Genomic DNA, 16,660 nt, shown 5'->3' on the forward strand with positions numbered 1-16,660 from the left:
GCGGAGGTTGGCATGGCCAGAACGCGTGGTCGCCATCGTCGCGACCTGAAGTCTGAAATTAATATCGTTCCCTTACTGGATGTGTTGCTGGTGCTATTGCTGATTTTCATGGCAACCGCGCCGATCATCACGCAAAGCGTAGAGGTCGATCTGCCGGATGCGACCGATTCGAAGACAGTTTCCAGTGATGATAATCCGCCGGTTATCGTTGAAGTGGCGGGCGTTGGGCAGTATAGCCTGGTGGTTGATCACGATCGTATGGACCAACTGCCGTCAGAGCAGGTTGTTGCGGAAGCGCAGCGTCGGCTGGAAGCCAATCCGAAAACCGTGTTTCTGATTGGCGGCGCGAAAGATGTGCCTTACGACGAAATCATCAAAGCGCTGAACTTGCTGCACCAGGCAGGCGTGAAATCAGTCGGTTTGATGACGCAGCCGATTTAATTAATTCGAACCGTTTTTTGGGAACCGAGAGTGTCGAAGGCAACCGAACAGAACGATAAGTTAAAACGTGCCATTATCATTTCAGTGATACTGCATATCATTTTGATTGCATTACTGATTTGGAGTTCGTTTAACGAAAACATCGAAGCCAGCGGCGGCGGTGGCGGTAGCGATATTGATGCTGTCATGGTCGACCCCGGTGCGGTGGTGGAACAGTACAATCGCCAGCAAAATCAGCAGAGTGATAGCCAGCGTGCCGAGCAGCAGCGCAAAAAGCAGGCGCAGCAGCAGGCTGAAGAGTTGCAACAGAAGCAAGCTGCCGAGCAACAACGCTTAAAAGAGGTTGAAAAAGAGCGTTTGCAGGCACAGGAAGAGGCAAAACAGCAGGCGCAGCAGCAGGCTGAGCAGCAGAAACAAGCGCAGGAAGCAGCAAAACAGGCGCAAGCGCAGCAGAAACAGGCAGAAGCCGCTGCCGCGAAAGCGAAAGCTGACGCGAAAGCTCAGGCAGATGCGCAAGCCAAGGCCGCAGCTGAGGCGAAGCAGAAAGCTGAAGACGAGGCGAAAAAAGCGGCGGCGGATGCCAAGAAACAAGCCGATCAGCAGGCGAAAGCTGCCGCTGCGGCCGCCGCGAAACAAAAAGCGGCGGAAGACGCGAAAGCCAAAGCCGCAGCCGATGCGAAAGCTGCGCAAGAGGCGAAGGAAAAAGCCGCCGAAGAAGCGAAACAAAAAGCGGCGGCTGATGCGAAGAAAAAAGCGGATGCGGCAGCCAAAGCGAAAGCGGCGGCGGATGCGAAGAAAAAGGCAGCGGCAGAAGCAGCGAAAAACCAAAATGATGTCGATGATCTGTTAGGTGGGTTAACTTCTGGTAAGAATGCGCCGAAAAGCGGCCAGGCAGGCGGCGGAGCAGCGGGGCAGGGGAATCAGAAAAAATCCGGCGCATCCGGCGCGGCAATTGATAGCTACCTCGGGCAGGTCAAAGGGGCTATCCAAAGCAAGTTTTACGATGCGGATACGTTTAAAGGGAAAACCTGTGATGTTCGTATTAAACTCGCGCCGGACGGGTTGTTAATCTCAGCGACACAGGCCGGTGGCGACCCGGCATTGTGCCAGGCGGCAATTAATGCGGCGCGTATGGCGCGTATTCCGAAACCGCCGAGCCAGGATGTGTATCAAGCGGTGAAAGAGGCTACGCTGGAGTTTAAGCCTTAAGGATTGGGTCACACGCGGCATGTTGAACTCTGGTTCGCATGCCGTATTCTATATCCTAAATAATTCGAGTTGCAGGAAGGCGGCAAGAGAGTGAATCCCGATGAGCTTACCGCGGTAAGTGATTCGGGTGAGCGAACGTTACCAACGAACCTGCAGCTTGAAGAATGACGGGTATATCGTTTTGCATTAATGGTTGTTGAAACACTGCTATTTATCGTGGACTCATCGGTTCAGATAAGGGAGAGAAGATGAAGCAGGCATTTCGTGTAGCATTAAGCTTTTTGCTTTTGTGGGCAGCCGCGCTGCATGCAGAGGTTCGCATTGAAATTACGCAAGGTGTGAACACCGCGCGTCCGATTGGCGTTGTGCCGTTTAAATGGGATGGTCCGGGCGCGGCGCCGGAAGATATTGGCGGCATTATCGCCGCCGATTTACGTAACAGTGGTAAATTTAATCCATTGGATCGCGCACGCCTGCCGCAGCAACCCACGACGGCTGCTGAAGTGCAACCTGCTGCCTGGACGGCGTTAGGTATTGACGCGGTGGTGGTTGGTCAGGTTCAACCAAGCGCCGATGGTAGCTATCTGGTTTCCTATCAGTTGGTGGATACTTCCGGGTCGCCGGGCACGGTGCTGGCGCAGAACCAGTATAAAGTGACTAAGCAGTGGCTGCGCTACGCAGCGCATACTGCCAGCGACGAATCTTTTGAAAAGCTGACGGGTATCAAGGGCGCCTTCCGTACGCGTATCGCTTACGTGGTGCAAACCAATGGCGGCCAGTTCCCGTATGAATTGCGCGTTGCAGATTACGATGGCTACAACCAGTTTGTGGTTCACCGTTCACCGCAGCCGTTAATGTCGCCAGCCTGGTCGCCAGACGGCAGTAAACTGGCGTATGTGACCTTCGAAAGCGGGCGTTCCGCGTTGGTGGTGCAGACGCTGGCGAATGGCGCGATTAAACAGATAGCTTCGTTCCCGCGTCACAACGGCGCTCCGGCATTTTCACCGGATGGGACTAAGCTGGCTTTCGCCCTGTCTAAAACAGGCAGCCTGAACCTGTATGTGATGGATCTTGCATCAGGTCAGATGCGTCAGCTTACCGATGGTCGTTATAATAGTACTGAACCGACCTGGTTCCCGGATAGCCAAAACCTGGCGTATACCTCGGATCAGGCGGGTCGTCCGCAAATTTATAAAGTCAGTGCCGGCGGCGCGCCGCAGCGTATTACCTGGGAAGGTTCGCAAAACCAGGATGCGGAAGTTAGCACTGATGGTAAATCTATGGTGATGATTAGCACCAATGGTGGTGCGCAACACGTCACCAGACAAGATCTGGAAACGGGAGCCGTTCAACAATTAACGGACACGTTCCTGGATGAGACGCCAAGTCTCGCACCTAACGGCACAATGGTTATCTATAGCTCTACTCAGGGGATGGGTTCCGTGTTGCAGTTGGTTTCGACCGATGGGCGTTTCAAAGCGCGTCTTCCGGCAACTGATGGACAGGTCAAATTTCCTGCCTGGTCGCCGTATCTGTGATGCATGTGTAAATATGTATGGCAAACAATAATAGGATTTAGAAATGCAACTGAACAAAGTGCTGAAAGGGTTAATGCTGGCACTGCCAGTGATCGCTGTGGCGGCTTGTAGCTCACACAAAAACAATAATAACGACCAGACCAACGGTGCTGGCGCTGACGGTGCTTACGGCAACGGCGCTAACGGTAACATGTCTTCTGAAGAGCAGGCTCGCCTGCAGATGCAAGAACTGCAGAAGAACAACATCGTTTACTTTGATCTGGATAAATATGACATCCGTTCTGACTTCGCTCAGATGCTGGATGCGCACGCAGCATTCCTGCGTAGCAACCCGTCTTACAAAGTGACTGTTGAAGGTCATGCGGATGAGCGTGGCACGCCGGAATACAACATCGCGTTGGGCGAACGTCGCGCAACAGCGGTGAAAATGTACCTGCAGGGCAAAGGCGTTTCTGCCGATCAGATCTCTATCGTTTCTTATGGTAAAGAGAAGCCGGCTGTTCTGGGCCACGACGAAGCGGCATATGCCAAAAACCGTCGTGCCGTACTGGTATACTAAGAGAGTCACATGATTAGTAGCTTCAGACCTCACCTGTTGAGTCTGTCGTTACTGATTGGCGTAGCGGCCCCCTGGGCCGCTAATGCCCAGGCAGCAATCAGTAGCGTCGGCTCAGGCTCGGTAGAAGACCGGGTCACTACGCTTGAGCGTATTTCTAATGCTCAGGCCCAGCTTCTTCAACAACTTCAGCAGCAACTCAGCGACACGCAAAATGATATTGATTCTCTACGCGGGCAAATCCAGGAGAATACTTATCAGTTGAACCAGGTTGTTGAGCGCCAGAAGCAGATTTATCAGCAGATGGATAGCCTAAGCAGTAACGGTAACGCGCAGGGCGCTTCGACTGGCGCGGCTGCCGCTGCCGGCGGCGCAGCAGCAGCTGGCGGCGATAGTAGCGGTGCGGCTGGTACGCCAGCCTCTTCTGCTCCGGTTCAAAGCGGCGATGCGAATACCGATTACAATAATGCGGTGGCATTGGTGCTGGAGAAAAAACAGTACGATCAAGCCATTGCCGCTTTTCAGGCTTTCGTTAAAAAATACCCGGATTCGACTTACCAGCCAAACGCCAATTACTGGCTTGGGCAGTTGAATTACAACAAGGGTAAAAAGGATGATGCCGCTTACTATTTTGCCACGGTGGTGAAGAATTACCCGAAATCGCCAAAGAGCCCGGAAGCGCTGTTTAAGGTTGGGGTGATCATGCAGGATAAAGGCGATAAGGCGAAGGCAAAAGCCGTCTATCAGCAAGTAGTCAAACAGTATCCCAATACCGAATCGGCAAAGCAGGCGCAAAAACGCGCTGCCACGCTGTAATTGCGATGACTTGACCGGATTTCGGTGGATTTCTGGTCTTGCCGCATGAAAGGTAAGCAGTTGAAGCCTTTAACGGAAAATAGTGGTTGCGCTGGAAACTCAAATCAGTAATATATGCCGCCGTTGACAGGGGATAACGCAAGGCGTTCCGGTCAGCGATAAGTGGGTCGTTAGCTCAGTTGGTAGAGCAGTTGACTTTTAATCAATTGGTCGCAGGTTCGAATCCTGCACGACCCACCACTTTAGCGTTGATAGCCGTTTCTCATCGCCCGGCAGAATAAAGAAAACCGCACAGCGGGTCGTTAGCTCAGTTGGTAGAGCAGTTGACTTTTAATCAATTGGTCGCAGGTTCGAATCCTGCACGACCCACCACTTCAAAGTTGGTTTGGCGTTAAATCGTGAAGGAAGCGAACCTGCAGTAGGTTCGAGTCGAGCGAAAGCGAGACAACGTTGCCAGCGGCAACGGCCCGCAGGGCGAGGCCAGAGGCCGAGTCATCCTGCACGACCCACCACTTCAAAGTTGGTTTGGCGTTAAATCGTGAAGGAAGCGAACCCACGGTTGGTTTTCATCGCCCGGCGAAAATAAAGAAAACCGCACAGCGGGTCGTTAGCTCAGTTGGTAGAGCAGTTGACTTTTAATCAATTGGTCGCAGGTTCGAATCCTGCACGACCCACCAATGTAGAAAGGCGCCCTAAAGGCGCCTTTTTGCTACGCTAATTCGGCAGGGTTCGAACCGTAAAAGGTTCGAGTCGAGCGAAGGCGAGACAACGTTGCCAGCGGCAACGGCCCGCAGGGCGAGGCCAAAGGCCGAGTCATCCTGCACGACCCACCAATGTAGAAAGGCGCTCTAAAGGCGCTCTAAAGGCGCCTTTTTGCTACGCTAATTCGGCAGGGTTCGAACCGTAAAAGGTTCGAGTCGAGCTAGCCCTGTTTCTGTTTCTCCGGCGTCAAATTTTTCCAAATATGCAACACCGCATAACTACGCCACGGTTGCCAACCGACAGACAACGCTTCCGCCTGTTTCGCACTCACGCCACCCAAATTATTACGCACTGCAATATCATCGGCCGGAAAGGCATCAGGCCAACGTAAGGCACGCATTGCGATATATTGCGCCGTCCAGTTACCAATCCCCGGTAACGCAAGTAATTGTGCAATCATCCCTTCAGGATGAGCACTGGCATCCAATACCAGTTCTCCCGAGGCACAGGTCTGCGCTAACGCCATAATGCAGCGTGAACGTGCGCTAACAATGCCGAGGCTGGCAATATCATCAAGCGTAGCGGTCGCCACGCGCCCCGCTAAAGGCGTCAGCCGGGTAAGCGACGGGAAAGGCGTATTGATACTCTCGCCAAAGGCATTAACAAACCGACCGCCCAGCGTCGTTGCCGCTTTTACCGTGATTTGCTGGCCGAGAATCGCCCGTATTGTCATTTCAAAACCATCAAATGCGCCCGGTACCCGCAAGCCAGGATTTTTGCTAATACTGTCACGCAATAAGGGATCTTGCTGTAGGTGACGGTCGATGCTGTCAGGATGCGCATTAAGATCGAACAGATGACGTAAACGCCGCAACAACGCAGGTAATGCGCCGATCAACGAATGGGTAAACTCCACCTGTAAAGCATGCTTGCCCGGCACTTGCGTTACGCGTACCCAGCCGCGATAAGCTCCCAGACGTACGGTGCGGGTATAGCTTTGGTCATCAACGATCTCGACCTCTTTTAGCGCACGTAGTTGAAGAAAAGCCAGCATCGCCGACCAATCATAAGGCGGCCGATAACTTAGCTGTAGACAGGAGGTTTCGCTCTCGATGATGCCGTGCGAAGCTTCACCGGCTTCTTTGCGCAACCTGCCCGGCGGCATCCGATAGCAGGCATTAAACACATCATTAAAGCGCCGCAAACTGGCAAAGCCGCTGGCAAAGGCGACCTCGGTGATCGGCAAACGGGTTTCGGTCAACAATTGTTTAGCGAGTAACAGCCGACGTGTTTGCCTGAGTTCCAGTGGGGAAACGCCCAACTCTTTTTGTACGATACGCCGCAATTGTCGTAGGCTAAGGTTGAACTGTGCGGCAATACCCTCCAAATTACCAACCTGTTCGATTAGCCCTTCCTCAATGCGTTGAATGAGTAAATCAGCGATGCGGTGCGCATTATCGACCGGAGCATTACCCGGCGCTAATTCAGGTCGACAGCGTAAGCAGGGGCGAAATGAGGCTTTCTCTGCGGCTTCGGCACTGGCGAAAAACAGGCAGTTTTCCTTGCGTGGTGGCTTCACCGGGCAAATCGGGCGACAATAGATACCGGTTGACGTCACGCCGACAAAAAAAACGCCATCGAAGCGCGCATCGCGCGACGTTAGCGCCTGATACGCTGCATTCTGATCAATCATAATTACGCTTCCTTAAAGGTCGTAGGTAGCACTGTAGGCGAAACGTCACGATAAAACCGGCTGTTTTCGGACATCAGGTTATTTTATACCGATGTCCGAAAACAGCCAGCCAGCAGGGAAAAAGGGCGGATAATAACCTTCAGCGAAATAAGTCGGGTTATCGCTTTACTGATAAAGGAGAAGGAAAAATGAGCTGGTTCTGCAAAAAAATGAAATCGCCGGTAGGGGAGCTCACGCTAATTGCCACTGAAAAGGCACTGGTTGCCGTGCTGTGGGAAAATGAGCTGCGTAACCATTTTCGCTTTAATCCGCTAACGGAAGATCATCAGCATCCGATCCTGCTGGAAGCCGAACGTCAACTGGGCGAGTATTTCAGCGGTCAGCGTCAATGTTTTTCGCTACCGCTCGCTTTCGAAGGCACCGCGTTTCAGCAAAAGGTGTGGCAGGCATTGGTTTCCATCCCTTTCGGAGAAACGCGGAGCTACGCGCAAATCGCACAACAGATTGGTCATCCCAAAGCCATGCGGGCGGTGGGCGCGGCAAACGGTAAAAACCCAATCTCAATTATTGCTCCCTGCCATCGCGTGATCGGCGCAAACGGCAAGCTGACCGGCTTTGCCGGCGGGCTGGATAATAAAGCGTTGCTGCTTGGGCTTGAGTCGCGCGAGCGTCAGGAGGAGTGATGCGGACTGCGTGCCGGTGATATTTTTGGTCATCCGCAAAAAGCGGGCGACAGCGGCGATTAATTTCGCTATCTTGTTTAGCATATAAAACAAATTAGGTTATATGTGGCGGATAACCGCTATGTTTAGCCTGATATGTTAAGCCGGTAAAACGAGATTGCGATTATGAGCCTAATGTTCGATCCTGAAACTGCCGTTTATCCTTTCCCGCCTAAGCCCAAGCGGCTTACGCCTAATGAAAAGGATGCTTACCGCGAAAAAATCAAACGGTTGCTACGCGAGCGCGATGCGGTGATGGTTGCCCACTACTACACCGATCCAGAAATCCAGGCTCTGGCTGAAGAGACCGGTGGCTGCGTTGCAGATTCGCTGGAAATGGCGCGTTTTGGTAGCGCGCATCCGGCTAAAACGCTATTGGTCGCAGGCGTACGTTTTATGGGCGAAACGGCAAAAATACTCAGTCCGGAAAAAACGGTGCTGATGCCGACGTTACAGGCTGAATGTTCGCTCGACTTGGGTTGCCCCATTGATGATTTTAATCAGTTTTGCGACCAGCATCCCGATCGCACCGTAGTGGTCTATGCCAACACATCGGCAGCAGTAAAAGCGCGCGCCGATTGGGTGGTGACCTCCAGTATTGCTGTCGAGCTAATTGAACATTTGGATAGCCTCGGGGAGAAAATTCTTTGGGCGCCGGATCGCCATTTAGGGCGTTACGTGGCCCGGCAAACCGGCGCGGACGTGCTGTGCTGGCAAGGCGCCTGCATTGTTCATGACGAGTTTAAAACGCAAGCGTTGCAGCGCATGAAAGCGCTCTACCCACAGGCGGCAGTATTGGTTCATCCTGAATCACCGCAGGCGATCGTTGAATTGGCTGATGCTGTTGGGTCGACCAGTCAATTGATCCAGGCCGCGCAAATGCTGCCGCATCAGCAGATGATTGTCGCGACCGATCGCGGCATCTTTTATAAAATGCAGCAGGCATGTCCGGATAAAACGTTGCTTGAGGCGCCTACCGCTGGTGAAGGCGCTACCTGCCGAAGCTGTGCGCACTGTCCATGGATGGCGATGAATGGCCTGCGCGCCATTGCCGAAGGGTTAGAGTCTGGCGGTGAAGCGCATGAGATTCAGGTGGATGCGGCGTTACGAGAAGGCGCATTGCTCCCGCTGAATCGTATGCTATCTTTTGCAGCGAGTCTCAGGCTACAGGTGAAGGGTAACGCCTGATCTTTTCTTATTTTACAAGGCGCTGATATGGATTTTTTTAGCACGCAAAATATAGCGGTTCATATTCCTCTCGGGGCGGGCGGTTACGATCTTTCATGGATTGAAGGGATTGGCACGCTGGCTGGTTTACTCTGTATTTGGTTAGCAAGTAAAGAAAAACTGATTAATTACCTGTTTGGTTTAATTAACGTCTCGTTATTCGCCGCGATTTTTTTTCAAATTCAACTGTACGCCAGTTTATTACTACAACTGTTCTTTTTTGTCGCCAACCTTTACGGCTGGTACGCCTGGAGTCGGCAAACAACGGATAATCAGAGCGAGCTAAAAATCCGCTGGTTGCCGTTACCAAAAGCCATTGGCTGGGGCGCAGTATGTGTGGTGGCAATTGCTTTGATGACGGCGTTTATTGACCCGGTTTTCGCTTTCCTGACTAAAATTTCTGTCGCGGTGTTACACCAGCTTGGGTTGCAGGTCACAATGCCGGTATTGCAGCCGGATGCGTTTCCTTTTTGGGATTCCTGCATGATGGTACTCTCAATTGTGGCGATGATACTGATGACGCGTAAATACGTCGAAAACTGGCTGCTGTGGGTGATTATTAATGTGATCAGCGTGATGATTTTTGCCCGTCAGGGCGTGTACGCCATGTCGCTGGAATATGCGATTTTGACGCTGATCGCACTGAATGGCAGTTGGTTATGGATTAAAAGCGCCCGCCAACAGGGTTCGCAAGCGCTTTCAGGTTAATTAATGCGGGTGATGATGCGCATGTTCGCTACTGCCCAGTGAGCAATCCTCACCTTCACAACGTTGGTACTCCATCTGCACCGTCGCGTGATCGATCTGATAATGCTGGTGCAGATAGTGATGAATGCGTTGTAACAACGCATCATGGTCGTAGGGCGGCACCACTTGCACATGCAAGGTCATTACCGGTTTTTCACCCACCTGCCAGACATGAACATGGTGGACGTTGCGGACTTCGGCGATGTTCAACGTCAGGTCACGCTTCAGTTTTACCACCTCAACGGAACTCGGCGCGCTTTCCAGTAGTTCGTTCAGGCTCTCTTTCATCAATGTCCAGGCGCTGCGCAGTACCAGCGCCGAAACTAAGATCGATAACAAAGGATCGATAGGCGTCCAGCCGGTGGCGATGATAATTAACGCCGCGGCAATCGCGCCCACCGAACCGAGTAAATCGCCCATAACGTGCAATGCCGCGGCACGCACATTGAGATTCTTCTCTTCACTCCCGCGATGTAACAGCCAGAATGAAAGTAAGTTAGCTAATAATCCGGCACAGGCAATCACTAACATAAAGCCGCCAGCGACGGGCTGCGGCTGATAAAAGCGACGAATCGCTTCCCAGACAATCAGTACTGTAATGACCAGTAGAGCAATTGCGTTAACAAAAGCCGCCAGCGTGGTTAAACGCAGCCAGCCAAAAGTATGACGTTCATTAGGACGGCGTTGGGCAAACTGCACCGCCAGTAAAGCGACCAGCAACGCTGCGGTATCAGTCAGCATATGACCGGCATCGGCCAGTAGGGCGAGTGAACCAGAGAGCAAGCCGCCGATAACTTCCGCGACCATAAATAGCGCGGTAACGGTAAATGCCGCCAGCAGACGTGAACGGTTACCGTTTCCTTCCGAATGTGAATGTTGATGCGCCATAATTATCCATGATTAATCATTCAGGCACCCATCATACCAGGAAATAGGGCTCTGCTATGAGAGTCTGATGCGCTTTATTTTGGGGTGACAGTTGGACGTGGATGAATTGACCAAGATGACGTAAAAATAAGGAGAGCAGACGCTCTCCTGTAATGAGATGTATTACTGGCTGGTACCATCGGTCTGACGATCGACGCTACCGCCGCCCTGTTTAGTTTTTACTTTCTCATTAACATTTGGGCATTTTCCGTCTTTACAGTCGGAGTTTTTATCAATTTGGTCAGCGCTCATGCTGCCATTACCGGGATTTGCCGTATTGGTATCGCCGGTGTTAATTTTATTATTATCAACTTTGTTCGGCGGTAGATTTTCTTTCGCGCCCGGTGCTTTAGCACCTGCATCAGCAGCAGAGTTCTCATTACCATTGCTATTTGCAGCCATGGCTGCTCCGCTACCCAGTGTCATTGCTGTTGCCAAAAATACGATTGCAAACTTATTCATCATGATGCTCCCGTTAATTATTGATGGTTGCTGAGACAAACCCGATAAAGCAGTTTTAGAGCGTGCATACTCACCACACAAGATAAAATCCCGGCTTCATATCATTTGATAATTATTTGTGGGGTAAATGCGTTTTTTTTAAGAGGTTACGAGTAAAAGTGTAGTAACAGATCGCCAAAAAGCAAATTTGTGACGCGCTTCCGGTGACGAAAGTCGATTTACAGCGCGGAGTTGACGGGCTAAATTGGGCAGGTTGTGCCCGGTGCGTACCGGGCAGGGAAATTAGTGGATAGGTTATGAATTACCAGAATGATGATTTAAGAATCAAAGAGATAAAGGAACTTTTACCTCCGGTTGCACTGCTTGAAAAATTCCCGGCCAGTGAAAAAGCGGCGGAAACCGTCTCGCTGGCGCGCCACGCGATACACAAAATTCTTAAAAATGAAGATGACCGTTTACTGGTGGTTATTGGACCATGCTCGATCCATGATACTGCGGCGGCGAAAGAGTATGCGGCTCGTCTGCTTAGCCTGCGCGAGGAGTTAAAAGGCGCTTTAGAAGTGGTGATGCGGGTCTATTTTGAAAAACCGCGCACCACGGTGGGTTGGAAAGGGCTAATTAACGATCCACATATGGATGGTAGCTTCCAGATTAATGATGGCTTACGCATTGCGCGTAAATTACTGCTGGATATCAATGACAGCGGTTTACCCGCTGCGGGCGAGTTCCTCGATATGATCACGCCGCAATATATGGCTGATCTAATGAGCTGGGGCGCGATTGGCGCACGCACCACCGAATCGCAGGTTCACCGTGAACTCTCTTCCGGGCTTTCTTGTCCGGTTGGGTTTAAAAATGGCACCGACGGTACCATCAAAGTGGCGATTGACGCCATCAATGCCGCCAGCGCGCCGCACTGCTTCTTATCCGTGACGAAGTATGGGCATTCCGCAATTGTCGAAACCAGCGGGAATGGCGATTGCCACATTATTTTGCGCGGCGGCAAAGAGCCTAACTACAGCGCACACCATGTGAATGCGGTAAAAGCCGGTTTGGAAAAAGCGGGCCTGGCGCCACAGGTGATGATCGATTTCAGCCATGCTAATAGTAGCAAGCAGTATCAGAAACAATTAGTGGTGGCTGATGACGTCGCGCAGCAGATTTCCGGCGGTGAAAAAGCGATCATTGGAGTGATGATTGAAAGTCACCTGGTTGAGGGTAACCAAAACCTGGAAAGCGGTGCGCCGTTACTTTACGGCCAAAGTGTGACTGATGCCTGTATTGGATGGGAAGATACCGAACGGGTGTTACGCCAATTGGCCGATGCGGTTAAGGCACGCCGCGGTTAATCATTTGCCTTGTTAGAACGATAAAAAAATCCGCCGGAATGGCGGATTTTTTATCACGGGCAAGCGGTTACTTAGCTTTACCCTGGTTCGCGACGGCGGCGGCTTTCGCGGCGATCTCGTCGGCATCACCCAGATAGTAGTGTTTGATCGGTTTGAAATTCTCATCGAACTCATATACCAACGGAACGCCGGTTGGAATGTTCAATTCCAGAATTTCATCTTCGCTCATGTTATCGAGATATTTAACCAGCGCACGCAAGGAGTTGCCGTGTGCGGCAATGATCACTTTCTCACCGCTTTTCAGGCGCGGCAGAATGGTTTCATTCCAGTAAGGAATCACACGATCAATAGTCAGCGCCAGGCTCTCGGTGGTGGGAAGCTGTTCGGCGGTCAGTTTCGCATAACGCGGATCGTGGCCCGGAAAACGCTCATCGCTGCGCTCCAACTCCGGCGGCGTAATGGCGAAACCACGGCGCCACTGTTTCACTTGCTCATCGCCGTACTTCTCAGCGGTTTCGGCTTTGTTCAGGCCTTGTAACGCACCATAATGACGCTCGTTCAGGCGCCATGATTTCTCAGTAGGCAACCAAGCCTGATCCAGCTCATCGAGAATGTTCCACAGCGTGTGGATGGCACGTTTCAGCACGGAGGTGTAGGCAAAATCAAAGCTGAAGCCTTCTTTTTTCAGCAGTTGACCTGCTGCCTTCGCTTCGGTACGGCCTTTATCGGACAGATCCACATCGTACCATCCGGTGAAGCGGTTTTCGTTATTCCACTGGCTTTCGCCGTGGCGCACCAGTACCAGCTTAGTTACAGCCATAGCTTAACTCCTTAATACGCTAACGTTTCTATGATAATGAATATCATTATATTGCTGGCGGTCCCGCCCGGCAATTTGATAGTGCTTTACCATAGCTGAATTCTGCGCAGGGCGTAAGTGCGTGCAAGACGCAGTGCGCGTTTTTCATCCCGTTTTTATTCGGCGGTCAGCGTGTAGTGGGTTACCGTCCGTCGAGTTTCACCGGGCTGTTGCCAGCAATCGGCCTGCGGCCACTCAGGATGGTTGGGCGAATCGGGTAAAAAACCACTCTCCAGCGCGATGCCTTGGTAATCATTATAGGTTCCCTGTTCACGCGCAGGCGTACCCGCCAGGTAATTGCCGCTATAAAACTGCAACGCGGGCGCGGTGGTACGCACCGTCAGGCTCAATGCCCGATCCGCAGACCAGAGTTGGGCCGCTGGTTGCGCCGCGGATGGGTTCAGCAGAAAGGCATGGTCGTAGCCTTTGGCTGCCCGCTGATCATCATCCTGCAAGAAATGTTGCGCAATGGTTTTCGGCTGACGAAAATCAAACGTTGTCTGCTCAACCGCTTTTAGCGTACCGCGCGGGATCCCGCTATTGTCGACCGGCAAATAGCGATCGGCATGCAGTTGTAGATGATGCTGTCGCGCATCGCCATGGTTCGCATCAAGATTGAAATAAGCATGATTGGTTAGATTGACCGGGCAAGGTTTACTGACCTGGCTCTCATAGATAATCGACAAGCGGTTATCATCGTCAAGTTGATAGCGCAGTGAAACCAGCAGCGTGCCGGGAAAACCCTGATCTCCGTCTGACGAGTCGAGACGATAATGCACTTCACTGTCGCTTTGGCTAACAATTTGCCAGCGCCGTTTATCAAAACCTTGCGGGCCACCATGAAGTTGATGCTCGCCCTGATTCGCCACTAACTGGATGCCTGCGGTTTGTAAACGCGCATTGGCAATGCGGTTGGCATAACGCCCTACGGTTGCGCCAAGATAGGCCGATTGTTGGAGATAATCGGACGGCGTCGCGCAGCCAAGCAATGCCTCACGCACGCTGCCATCCTTCATTGGCACCCGTGCGGAGAGCCAAGTGGCGCCCCAATCCATAAAAGTGGCAACCATGCCGTTACGGTTACGCAACACGGTGATCCGCCAGGGCTGACCGTCCGGCGCGTGGGACAGCGACGAAGTTAGCATTGGCCGGCTCCCGGTGAAGCTTTACAGACGTAGAAGGTTTCTTTGAGCCCGGATTGCGCTTCATATTTTTCCGCCACCGCCGCTTGAACGCGATCGACTAAATCAAACGGCATCAACGCCACGACACAGCCGCCAAAACCGCCGCCGGTCATACGCACACCGCCGCGATCGCCAATCACCGCTTTAACGATTTCGACCAGCGAATCAATCGGCGGCACGGTGATTTCAAAATCATCCCGCATCGAAGCGTGGGATTCGGCCATTAAGACACCCATACGACTTAAATCACCTTTGCTTAGCGCTTCTGCGGCCTCAAGCGTGCGGGCATTCTCGGTCAGAACGTGACGAACCCGCTTCGCGACCTGCGGATCCAGTTCATGTTCAACCGCCTTAAACTGGTTGATGTCCACATCGCGCAACGCGCGTTGGGCAAAGAAACGCGCGCCGGTCTCACACTGTTCACGGCGAGTATTGTATTCACTTCCTACCAAATTACGGCGGTAATTGGAGTTAATAATCACCACTGCAATATCTTTTGGCATCGGCACCGGGCGCGTACCCAGCGTGCGGCAATCCAGTAGCATGGCGTGGTCTTTTTTGCCCAGCGCGGAAATTAACTGATCCATAATGCCGCAGTTACAGCCGACAAATTGGTTCTCCGCTTCTTGACCATTAACGGCGATTTCCGCGCCATCCAACGGCAGGTGATAGAGCTGTTGAAAGACGGTGCCGACCGCCACTTCCAGCGACGCCGAAGAGCTGAGACCCGCGCCTTGCGGCACATCGCCGCTGATCACCATGTCCACGCCATTAAAATTTTTATTGCGCTTTTGTAGATGCTTAACCACGCCACGCACGTAGTTGGCCCACATCGGCTCTTTTAGCGCCATAATGGGCTCATCCAGCGCAAAAGTATCTTGCTGATGGTCATAATCCACTGCAATGACGCGCACTTGACGGTCATCGCGTTTCGCACAGGCAATCACCGTTTGGTAATCAATCGCACAGGGCAGCACGAAACCATCATTATAATCGGTATGTTCGCCAATCAGATTTACGCGGCCCGGCGCCTGGATAAAGTGGCTCGGCGCATAGCCAAAACGTTCATTAAATATTTGTTCGGTAAGTTTTTTTAAACTCATGTTAGGCTCCCGTATGGCGAAAATGAACGTCGCTAACAGAACGTAAACGTTCCGCTGCCTGTTCCGCAGTTAAATCACGCTGGGTTTCGGCCAGCATTTCATAGCCCACCATAAATTTACGCACGGTTGCTGAACGTAGCAGTGGTGGATAAAAGTGCGCATGTAGCTGCCAGTGGGCATTGTCTTCACCATTAAATGGCGCGCCATGCCAACCCATCGAATAGGGGAAGGAACAGTTAAATAAATTGTCATAGCGGCTGGTCAGTTTTTTCAGCGCCAGCGCCAGGTCCTTACGTTGACTGCCATTCAGATCGACCAGGCGTTGAACCGGCGCTTTTGGCAACAGCAGCGTTTCAAACGGCCAGGCTGCCCACCACGGTACCACCGCCAGCCAGTGCTCGGTGTCTACTACGGTACGGCTACCATCGGCTAATTCTCGTGCACAGTAATCCACCAGCATCGGTGAACCCTGTTTGGCGTACCAGTCACGCTGCAGGGTATCCTCCCGGCTGGCTTCATTAGGCAAAAAGCTATTGGCCCAGACTTGACCGTGTGGGTGTGGATTGGAGCAGCCCATTGCTGCGCCTTTATTTTCAAACACTTGTACCCATGGGTAGTTTTGGCCTAATTCGGCGGTTTGTTGTTGCCAGGTTCGCACCACTTCTTCCAACGCCTCAAGTGACAATTCCGGCAGCGTTTTACTGTGATCGGGTGAAAAGCAGATCACCCGACTGGTGCCGCGTGCGCTTTCACAGCGCATCAGCAGATCGCCGCTTTGCGGCGCTTCGGGCGTGTCGGTCATCAACGCGGCAAAATCGTTAGTGAAGACATAAGTGCCGGTATAATCAGGATTTTTATCGCCAGTGACGCGGGTGTTCCCGGGGCATAAAAAACAATCGGGATCGTGGGTAGGTAAGGTTTCCGTCGAGGTTGCCTCCTGTGCCCCTTGCCACGGACGCTTGGCGCGATGTGGGGAAACCAAGACCCACTGATCGGATAACGGGTTATAGCGGCGATGCGGATGATCGACCGGATTAAATTTTTCCATGTTATATCCTGGTAACTGACTACAGCGAAAAGCGCTTCTTAAAAAGTAGCACATTGCTTAAGAGGAAATCGTGATCG

16 protein-coding genes, 3 tRNA genes and 2 other RNA genes are annotated in these 16,660 nt (G+C 52.2%); 14 read left to right on the top strand and 7 right to left on the bottom strand.

Annotation, left to right across the window (positions count from 1 at the left end):
* Positions 1-12 precede the first annotated feature (12 nt).
* From tolR to PMPD1_RS07495, 10 genes are all read left to right on the top strand, one after another.
* Positions 13-441: a colicin uptake protein TolR gene (tolR, locus tag PMPD1_RS07450; protein WP_173633438.1), complete on the top strand. Its 429-nt coding sequence runs from the start codon at positions 13-15 to the stop codon at positions 439-441.
* Positions 442-471: 30 nt separating this feature from the next.
* A complete protein-coding gene (gene tolA, locus PMPD1_RS07455; RefSeq protein ID WP_173633439.1) occupies positions 472-1,650 on the top strand; it encodes a cell envelope integrity protein TolA in 1,179 nt (392 codons plus the stop codon).
* A gap of 248 nt (positions 1,651-1,898) precedes the next feature.
* Positions 1,899-3,188, top strand: a complete 1,290-nt coding sequence (gene tolB, locus PMPD1_RS07460) for a Tol-Pal system beta propeller repeat protein TolB (RefSeq protein WP_173633440.1) — start codon at positions 1,899-1,901, stop codon at positions 3,186-3,188.
* Between the two features lie 43 nt (positions 3,189-3,231).
* Entirely contained in the window at positions 3,232-3,747 is a 516-nt protein-coding gene (gene pal, locus PMPD1_RS07465; RefSeq protein WP_173633441.1) for a peptidoglycan-associated lipoprotein Pal, read from the top strand.
* 9 nt (positions 3,748-3,756) lie between these two features.
* Positions 3,757-4,560, top strand: coding sequence for a cell division protein CpoB (cpoB, locus tag PMPD1_RS07470; protein WP_173633442.1), 804 nt, complete (start codon positions 3,757-3,759; stop codon positions 4,558-4,560).
* Positions 4,561-4,724: 164 nt separating this feature from the next.
* Positions 4,725-4,800: transfer RNA gene (locus tag PMPD1_RS07475), tRNA-Lys, on the top strand.
* Positions 4,801-4,856: 56 nt separating this feature from the next.
* Positions 4,857-4,932, top strand: a tRNA-Lys gene (locus tag PMPD1_RS07480).
* Positions 4,933-4,944: 12 nt separating this feature from the next.
* Positions 4,945-5,072: non-coding RNA, RtT sRNA (locus PMPD1_RS07485), on the top strand.
* Between the two features lie 89 nt (positions 5,073-5,161).
* A tRNA-Lys gene (locus PMPD1_RS07490) sits at positions 5,162-5,237 on the top strand.
* Between the two features lie 29 nt (positions 5,238-5,266).
* A non-coding RNA gene (locus PMPD1_RS07495) (RtT sRNA) lies at positions 5,267-5,393 on the top strand.
* An 89-nt stretch (positions 5,394-5,482) separates the two neighbouring features.
* On the opposite strand, the gene PMPD1_RS07500 is transcribed toward PMPD1_RS07495, so the two are convergent.
* The gene (locus PMPD1_RS07500) at positions 5,483-6,955 is read right to left on the bottom strand and encodes a DNA-3-methyladenine glycosylase 2 (protein WP_173633443.1); all 1,473 of its coding nucleotides are present in this window, start codon (positions 6,953-6,955) and stop codon (positions 5,483-5,485) included.
* A gap of 188 nt (positions 6,956-7,143) precedes the next feature.
* Here PMPD1_RS07500 and PMPD1_RS07505 point away from each other — a divergent pair, with 188 nt between their 5' ends.
* The 3 genes from PMPD1_RS07505 (at position 7,144) to pnuC (ending at position 9,612) form a co-directional block, all read left to right on the top strand.
* Positions 7,144-7,638 (top strand): methylated-DNA--[protein]-cysteine S-methyltransferase, encoded by a 495-nt coding sequence (locus tag PMPD1_RS07505; RefSeq protein ID WP_173633444.1) that lies wholly within the window; start codon positions 7,144-7,146, stop codon positions 7,636-7,638.
* A 165-nt stretch (positions 7,639-7,803) separates the two neighbouring features.
* Positions 7,804-8,865: a quinolinate synthase NadA gene (nadA, locus tag PMPD1_RS07510; RefSeq protein ID WP_173633445.1), complete on the top strand. Its 1,062-nt coding sequence runs from the start codon at positions 7,804-7,806 to the stop codon at positions 8,863-8,865.
* A 27-nt stretch (positions 8,866-8,892) separates the two neighbouring features.
* Complete coding sequence (gene pnuC, locus PMPD1_RS07515) at positions 8,893-9,612, top strand: nicotinamide riboside transporter PnuC (protein ID WP_173633446.1); 720 nt, start codon at positions 8,893-8,895, stop codon at positions 9,610-9,612.
* On the opposite strand, the gene zitB is transcribed toward pnuC, so the two are convergent.
* A complete protein-coding gene (zitB, locus tag PMPD1_RS07520; protein WP_173633447.1) occupies positions 9,613-10,539 on the bottom strand; it encodes a CDF family zinc transporter ZitB in 927 nt (308 codons plus the stop codon).
* A gap of 162 nt (positions 10,540-10,701) precedes the next feature.
* Positions 10,702-11,043 carry a YbgS-like family protein gene (locus tag PMPD1_RS07525; RefSeq protein ID WP_173633448.1) on the bottom strand — a complete coding sequence of 114 codons (342 nt, stop codon included), beginning with the start codon at positions 11,041-11,043 and terminating at the stop codon, positions 10,702-10,704.
* 293 nt (positions 11,044-11,336) lie between these two features.
* On the opposite strand from PMPD1_RS07525, the gene aroG reads away from it, so the two are divergent.
* On the top strand, positions 11,337-12,389 hold the full coding sequence (gene aroG / locus PMPD1_RS07530) for a 3-deoxy-7-phosphoheptulonate synthase AroG (RefSeq protein ID WP_173633449.1): 1,053 nt from the start codon (positions 11,337-11,339) through the stop codon (positions 12,387-12,389).
* Positions 12,390-12,456: 67 nt separating this feature from the next.
* On the opposite strand, the gene gpmA is transcribed toward aroG, so the two are convergent.
* The 4 genes from gpmA to galT all read right to left on the bottom strand — a co-directional run bounded on the left by gpmA (position 12,457) and on the right by galT (position 16,583).
* Positions 12,457-13,209: a 2,3-diphosphoglycerate-dependent phosphoglycerate mutase gene (gene gpmA, locus PMPD1_RS07535; protein WP_173633450.1), complete on the bottom strand. Its 753-nt coding sequence runs from the start codon at positions 13,207-13,209 to the stop codon at positions 12,457-12,459.
* 155 nt (positions 13,210-13,364) lie between these two features.
* Positions 13,365-14,393, bottom strand: a complete 1,029-nt coding sequence (galM, locus tag PMPD1_RS07540) for a galactose-1-epimerase (protein WP_173633451.1) — start codon at positions 14,391-14,393, stop codon at positions 13,365-13,367.
* Complete coding sequence (gene galK, locus PMPD1_RS07545; RefSeq protein WP_173633452.1) at positions 14,387-15,535, bottom strand: galactokinase; 1,149 nt, start codon at positions 15,533-15,535, stop codon at positions 14,387-14,389. Before galK ends, galM begins: the two co-directional genes overlap by 7 nt.
* 1 nt (position 15,536) lies before the next feature.
* On the bottom strand, positions 15,537-16,583 hold the full coding sequence (gene galT / locus PMPD1_RS07550) for a galactose-1-phosphate uridylyltransferase (protein ID WP_173633453.1): 1,047 nt from the start codon (positions 16,581-16,583) through the stop codon (positions 15,537-15,539).
* Between the last annotated feature and the right edge of the window lie 77 nt (positions 16,584-16,660).

Source organism: Paramixta manurensis (assembly GCF_013285385.1).
In the GTDB taxonomy this organism is placed as follows: Bacteria; Pseudomonadota; Gammaproteobacteria; order Enterobacterales; family Enterobacteriaceae; genus Paramixta; species Paramixta manurensis.

Excerpts from the sequence above, each read along its gene's own strand:
- galK (WP_173633452.1), bottom strand. The coding sequence starts at position 15,535 with ATGAGTTTAAAAAAACTTACCGAACAAATATTTAATGAACGTTTTGGC.
- cpoB (WP_173633442.1), top strand. The coding sequence starts at position 3,757 with ATGATTAGTAGCTTCAGACCTCACCTGTTGAGTCTGTCGTTACTGATT.
- aroG (WP_173633449.1), top strand. The coding sequence starts at position 11,337 with ATGAATTACCAGAATGATGATTTAAGAATCAAAGAGATAAAGGAACTT.
- galT (WP_173633453.1), bottom strand. The coding sequence starts at position 16,583 with ATGGAAAAATTTAATCCGGTCGATCATCCGCATCGCCGCTATAACCCG.
- tolB (WP_173633440.1), top strand. The coding sequence starts at position 1,899 with ATGAAGCAGGCATTTCGTGTAGCATTAAGCTTTTTGCTTTTGTGGGCA.
- zitB (WP_173633447.1), bottom strand. The coding sequence starts at position 10,539 with ATGGCGCATCAACATTCACATTCGGAAGGAAACGGTAACCGTTCACGT.
- pnuC (WP_173633446.1), top strand. The coding sequence starts at position 8,893 with ATGGATTTTTTTAGCACGCAAAATATAGCGGTTCATATTCCTCTCGGG.
- PMPD1_RS07500 (WP_173633443.1), bottom strand. The coding sequence starts at position 6,955 with ATGATTGATCAGAATGCAGCGTATCAGGCGCTAACGTCGCGCGATGCG.
- tolR (WP_173633438.1), top strand. The coding sequence starts at position 13 with ATGGCCAGAACGCGTGGTCGCCATCGTCGCGACCTGAAGTCTGAAATT.
- PMPD1_RS07505 (WP_173633444.1), top strand. The coding sequence starts at position 7,144 with ATGAGCTGGTTCTGCAAAAAAATGAAATCGCCGGTAGGGGAGCTCACG.
- galM (WP_173633451.1), bottom strand. The coding sequence starts at position 14,393 with ATGCTAACTTCGTCGCTGTCCCACGCGCCGGACGGTCAGCCCTGGCGG.
- nadA (WP_173633445.1), top strand. The coding sequence starts at position 7,804 with ATGAGCCTAATGTTCGATCCTGAAACTGCCGTTTATCCTTTCCCGCCT.
- gpmA (WP_173633450.1), bottom strand. The coding sequence starts at position 13,209 with ATGGCTGTAACTAAGCTGGTACTGGTGCGCCACGGCGAAAGCCAGTGG.
- pal (WP_173633441.1), top strand. The coding sequence starts at position 3,232 with ATGCAACTGAACAAAGTGCTGAAAGGGTTAATGCTGGCACTGCCAGTG.
- PMPD1_RS07525 (WP_173633448.1), bottom strand. The coding sequence starts at position 11,043 with ATGATGAATAAGTTTGCAATCGTATTTTTGGCAACAGCAATGACACTG.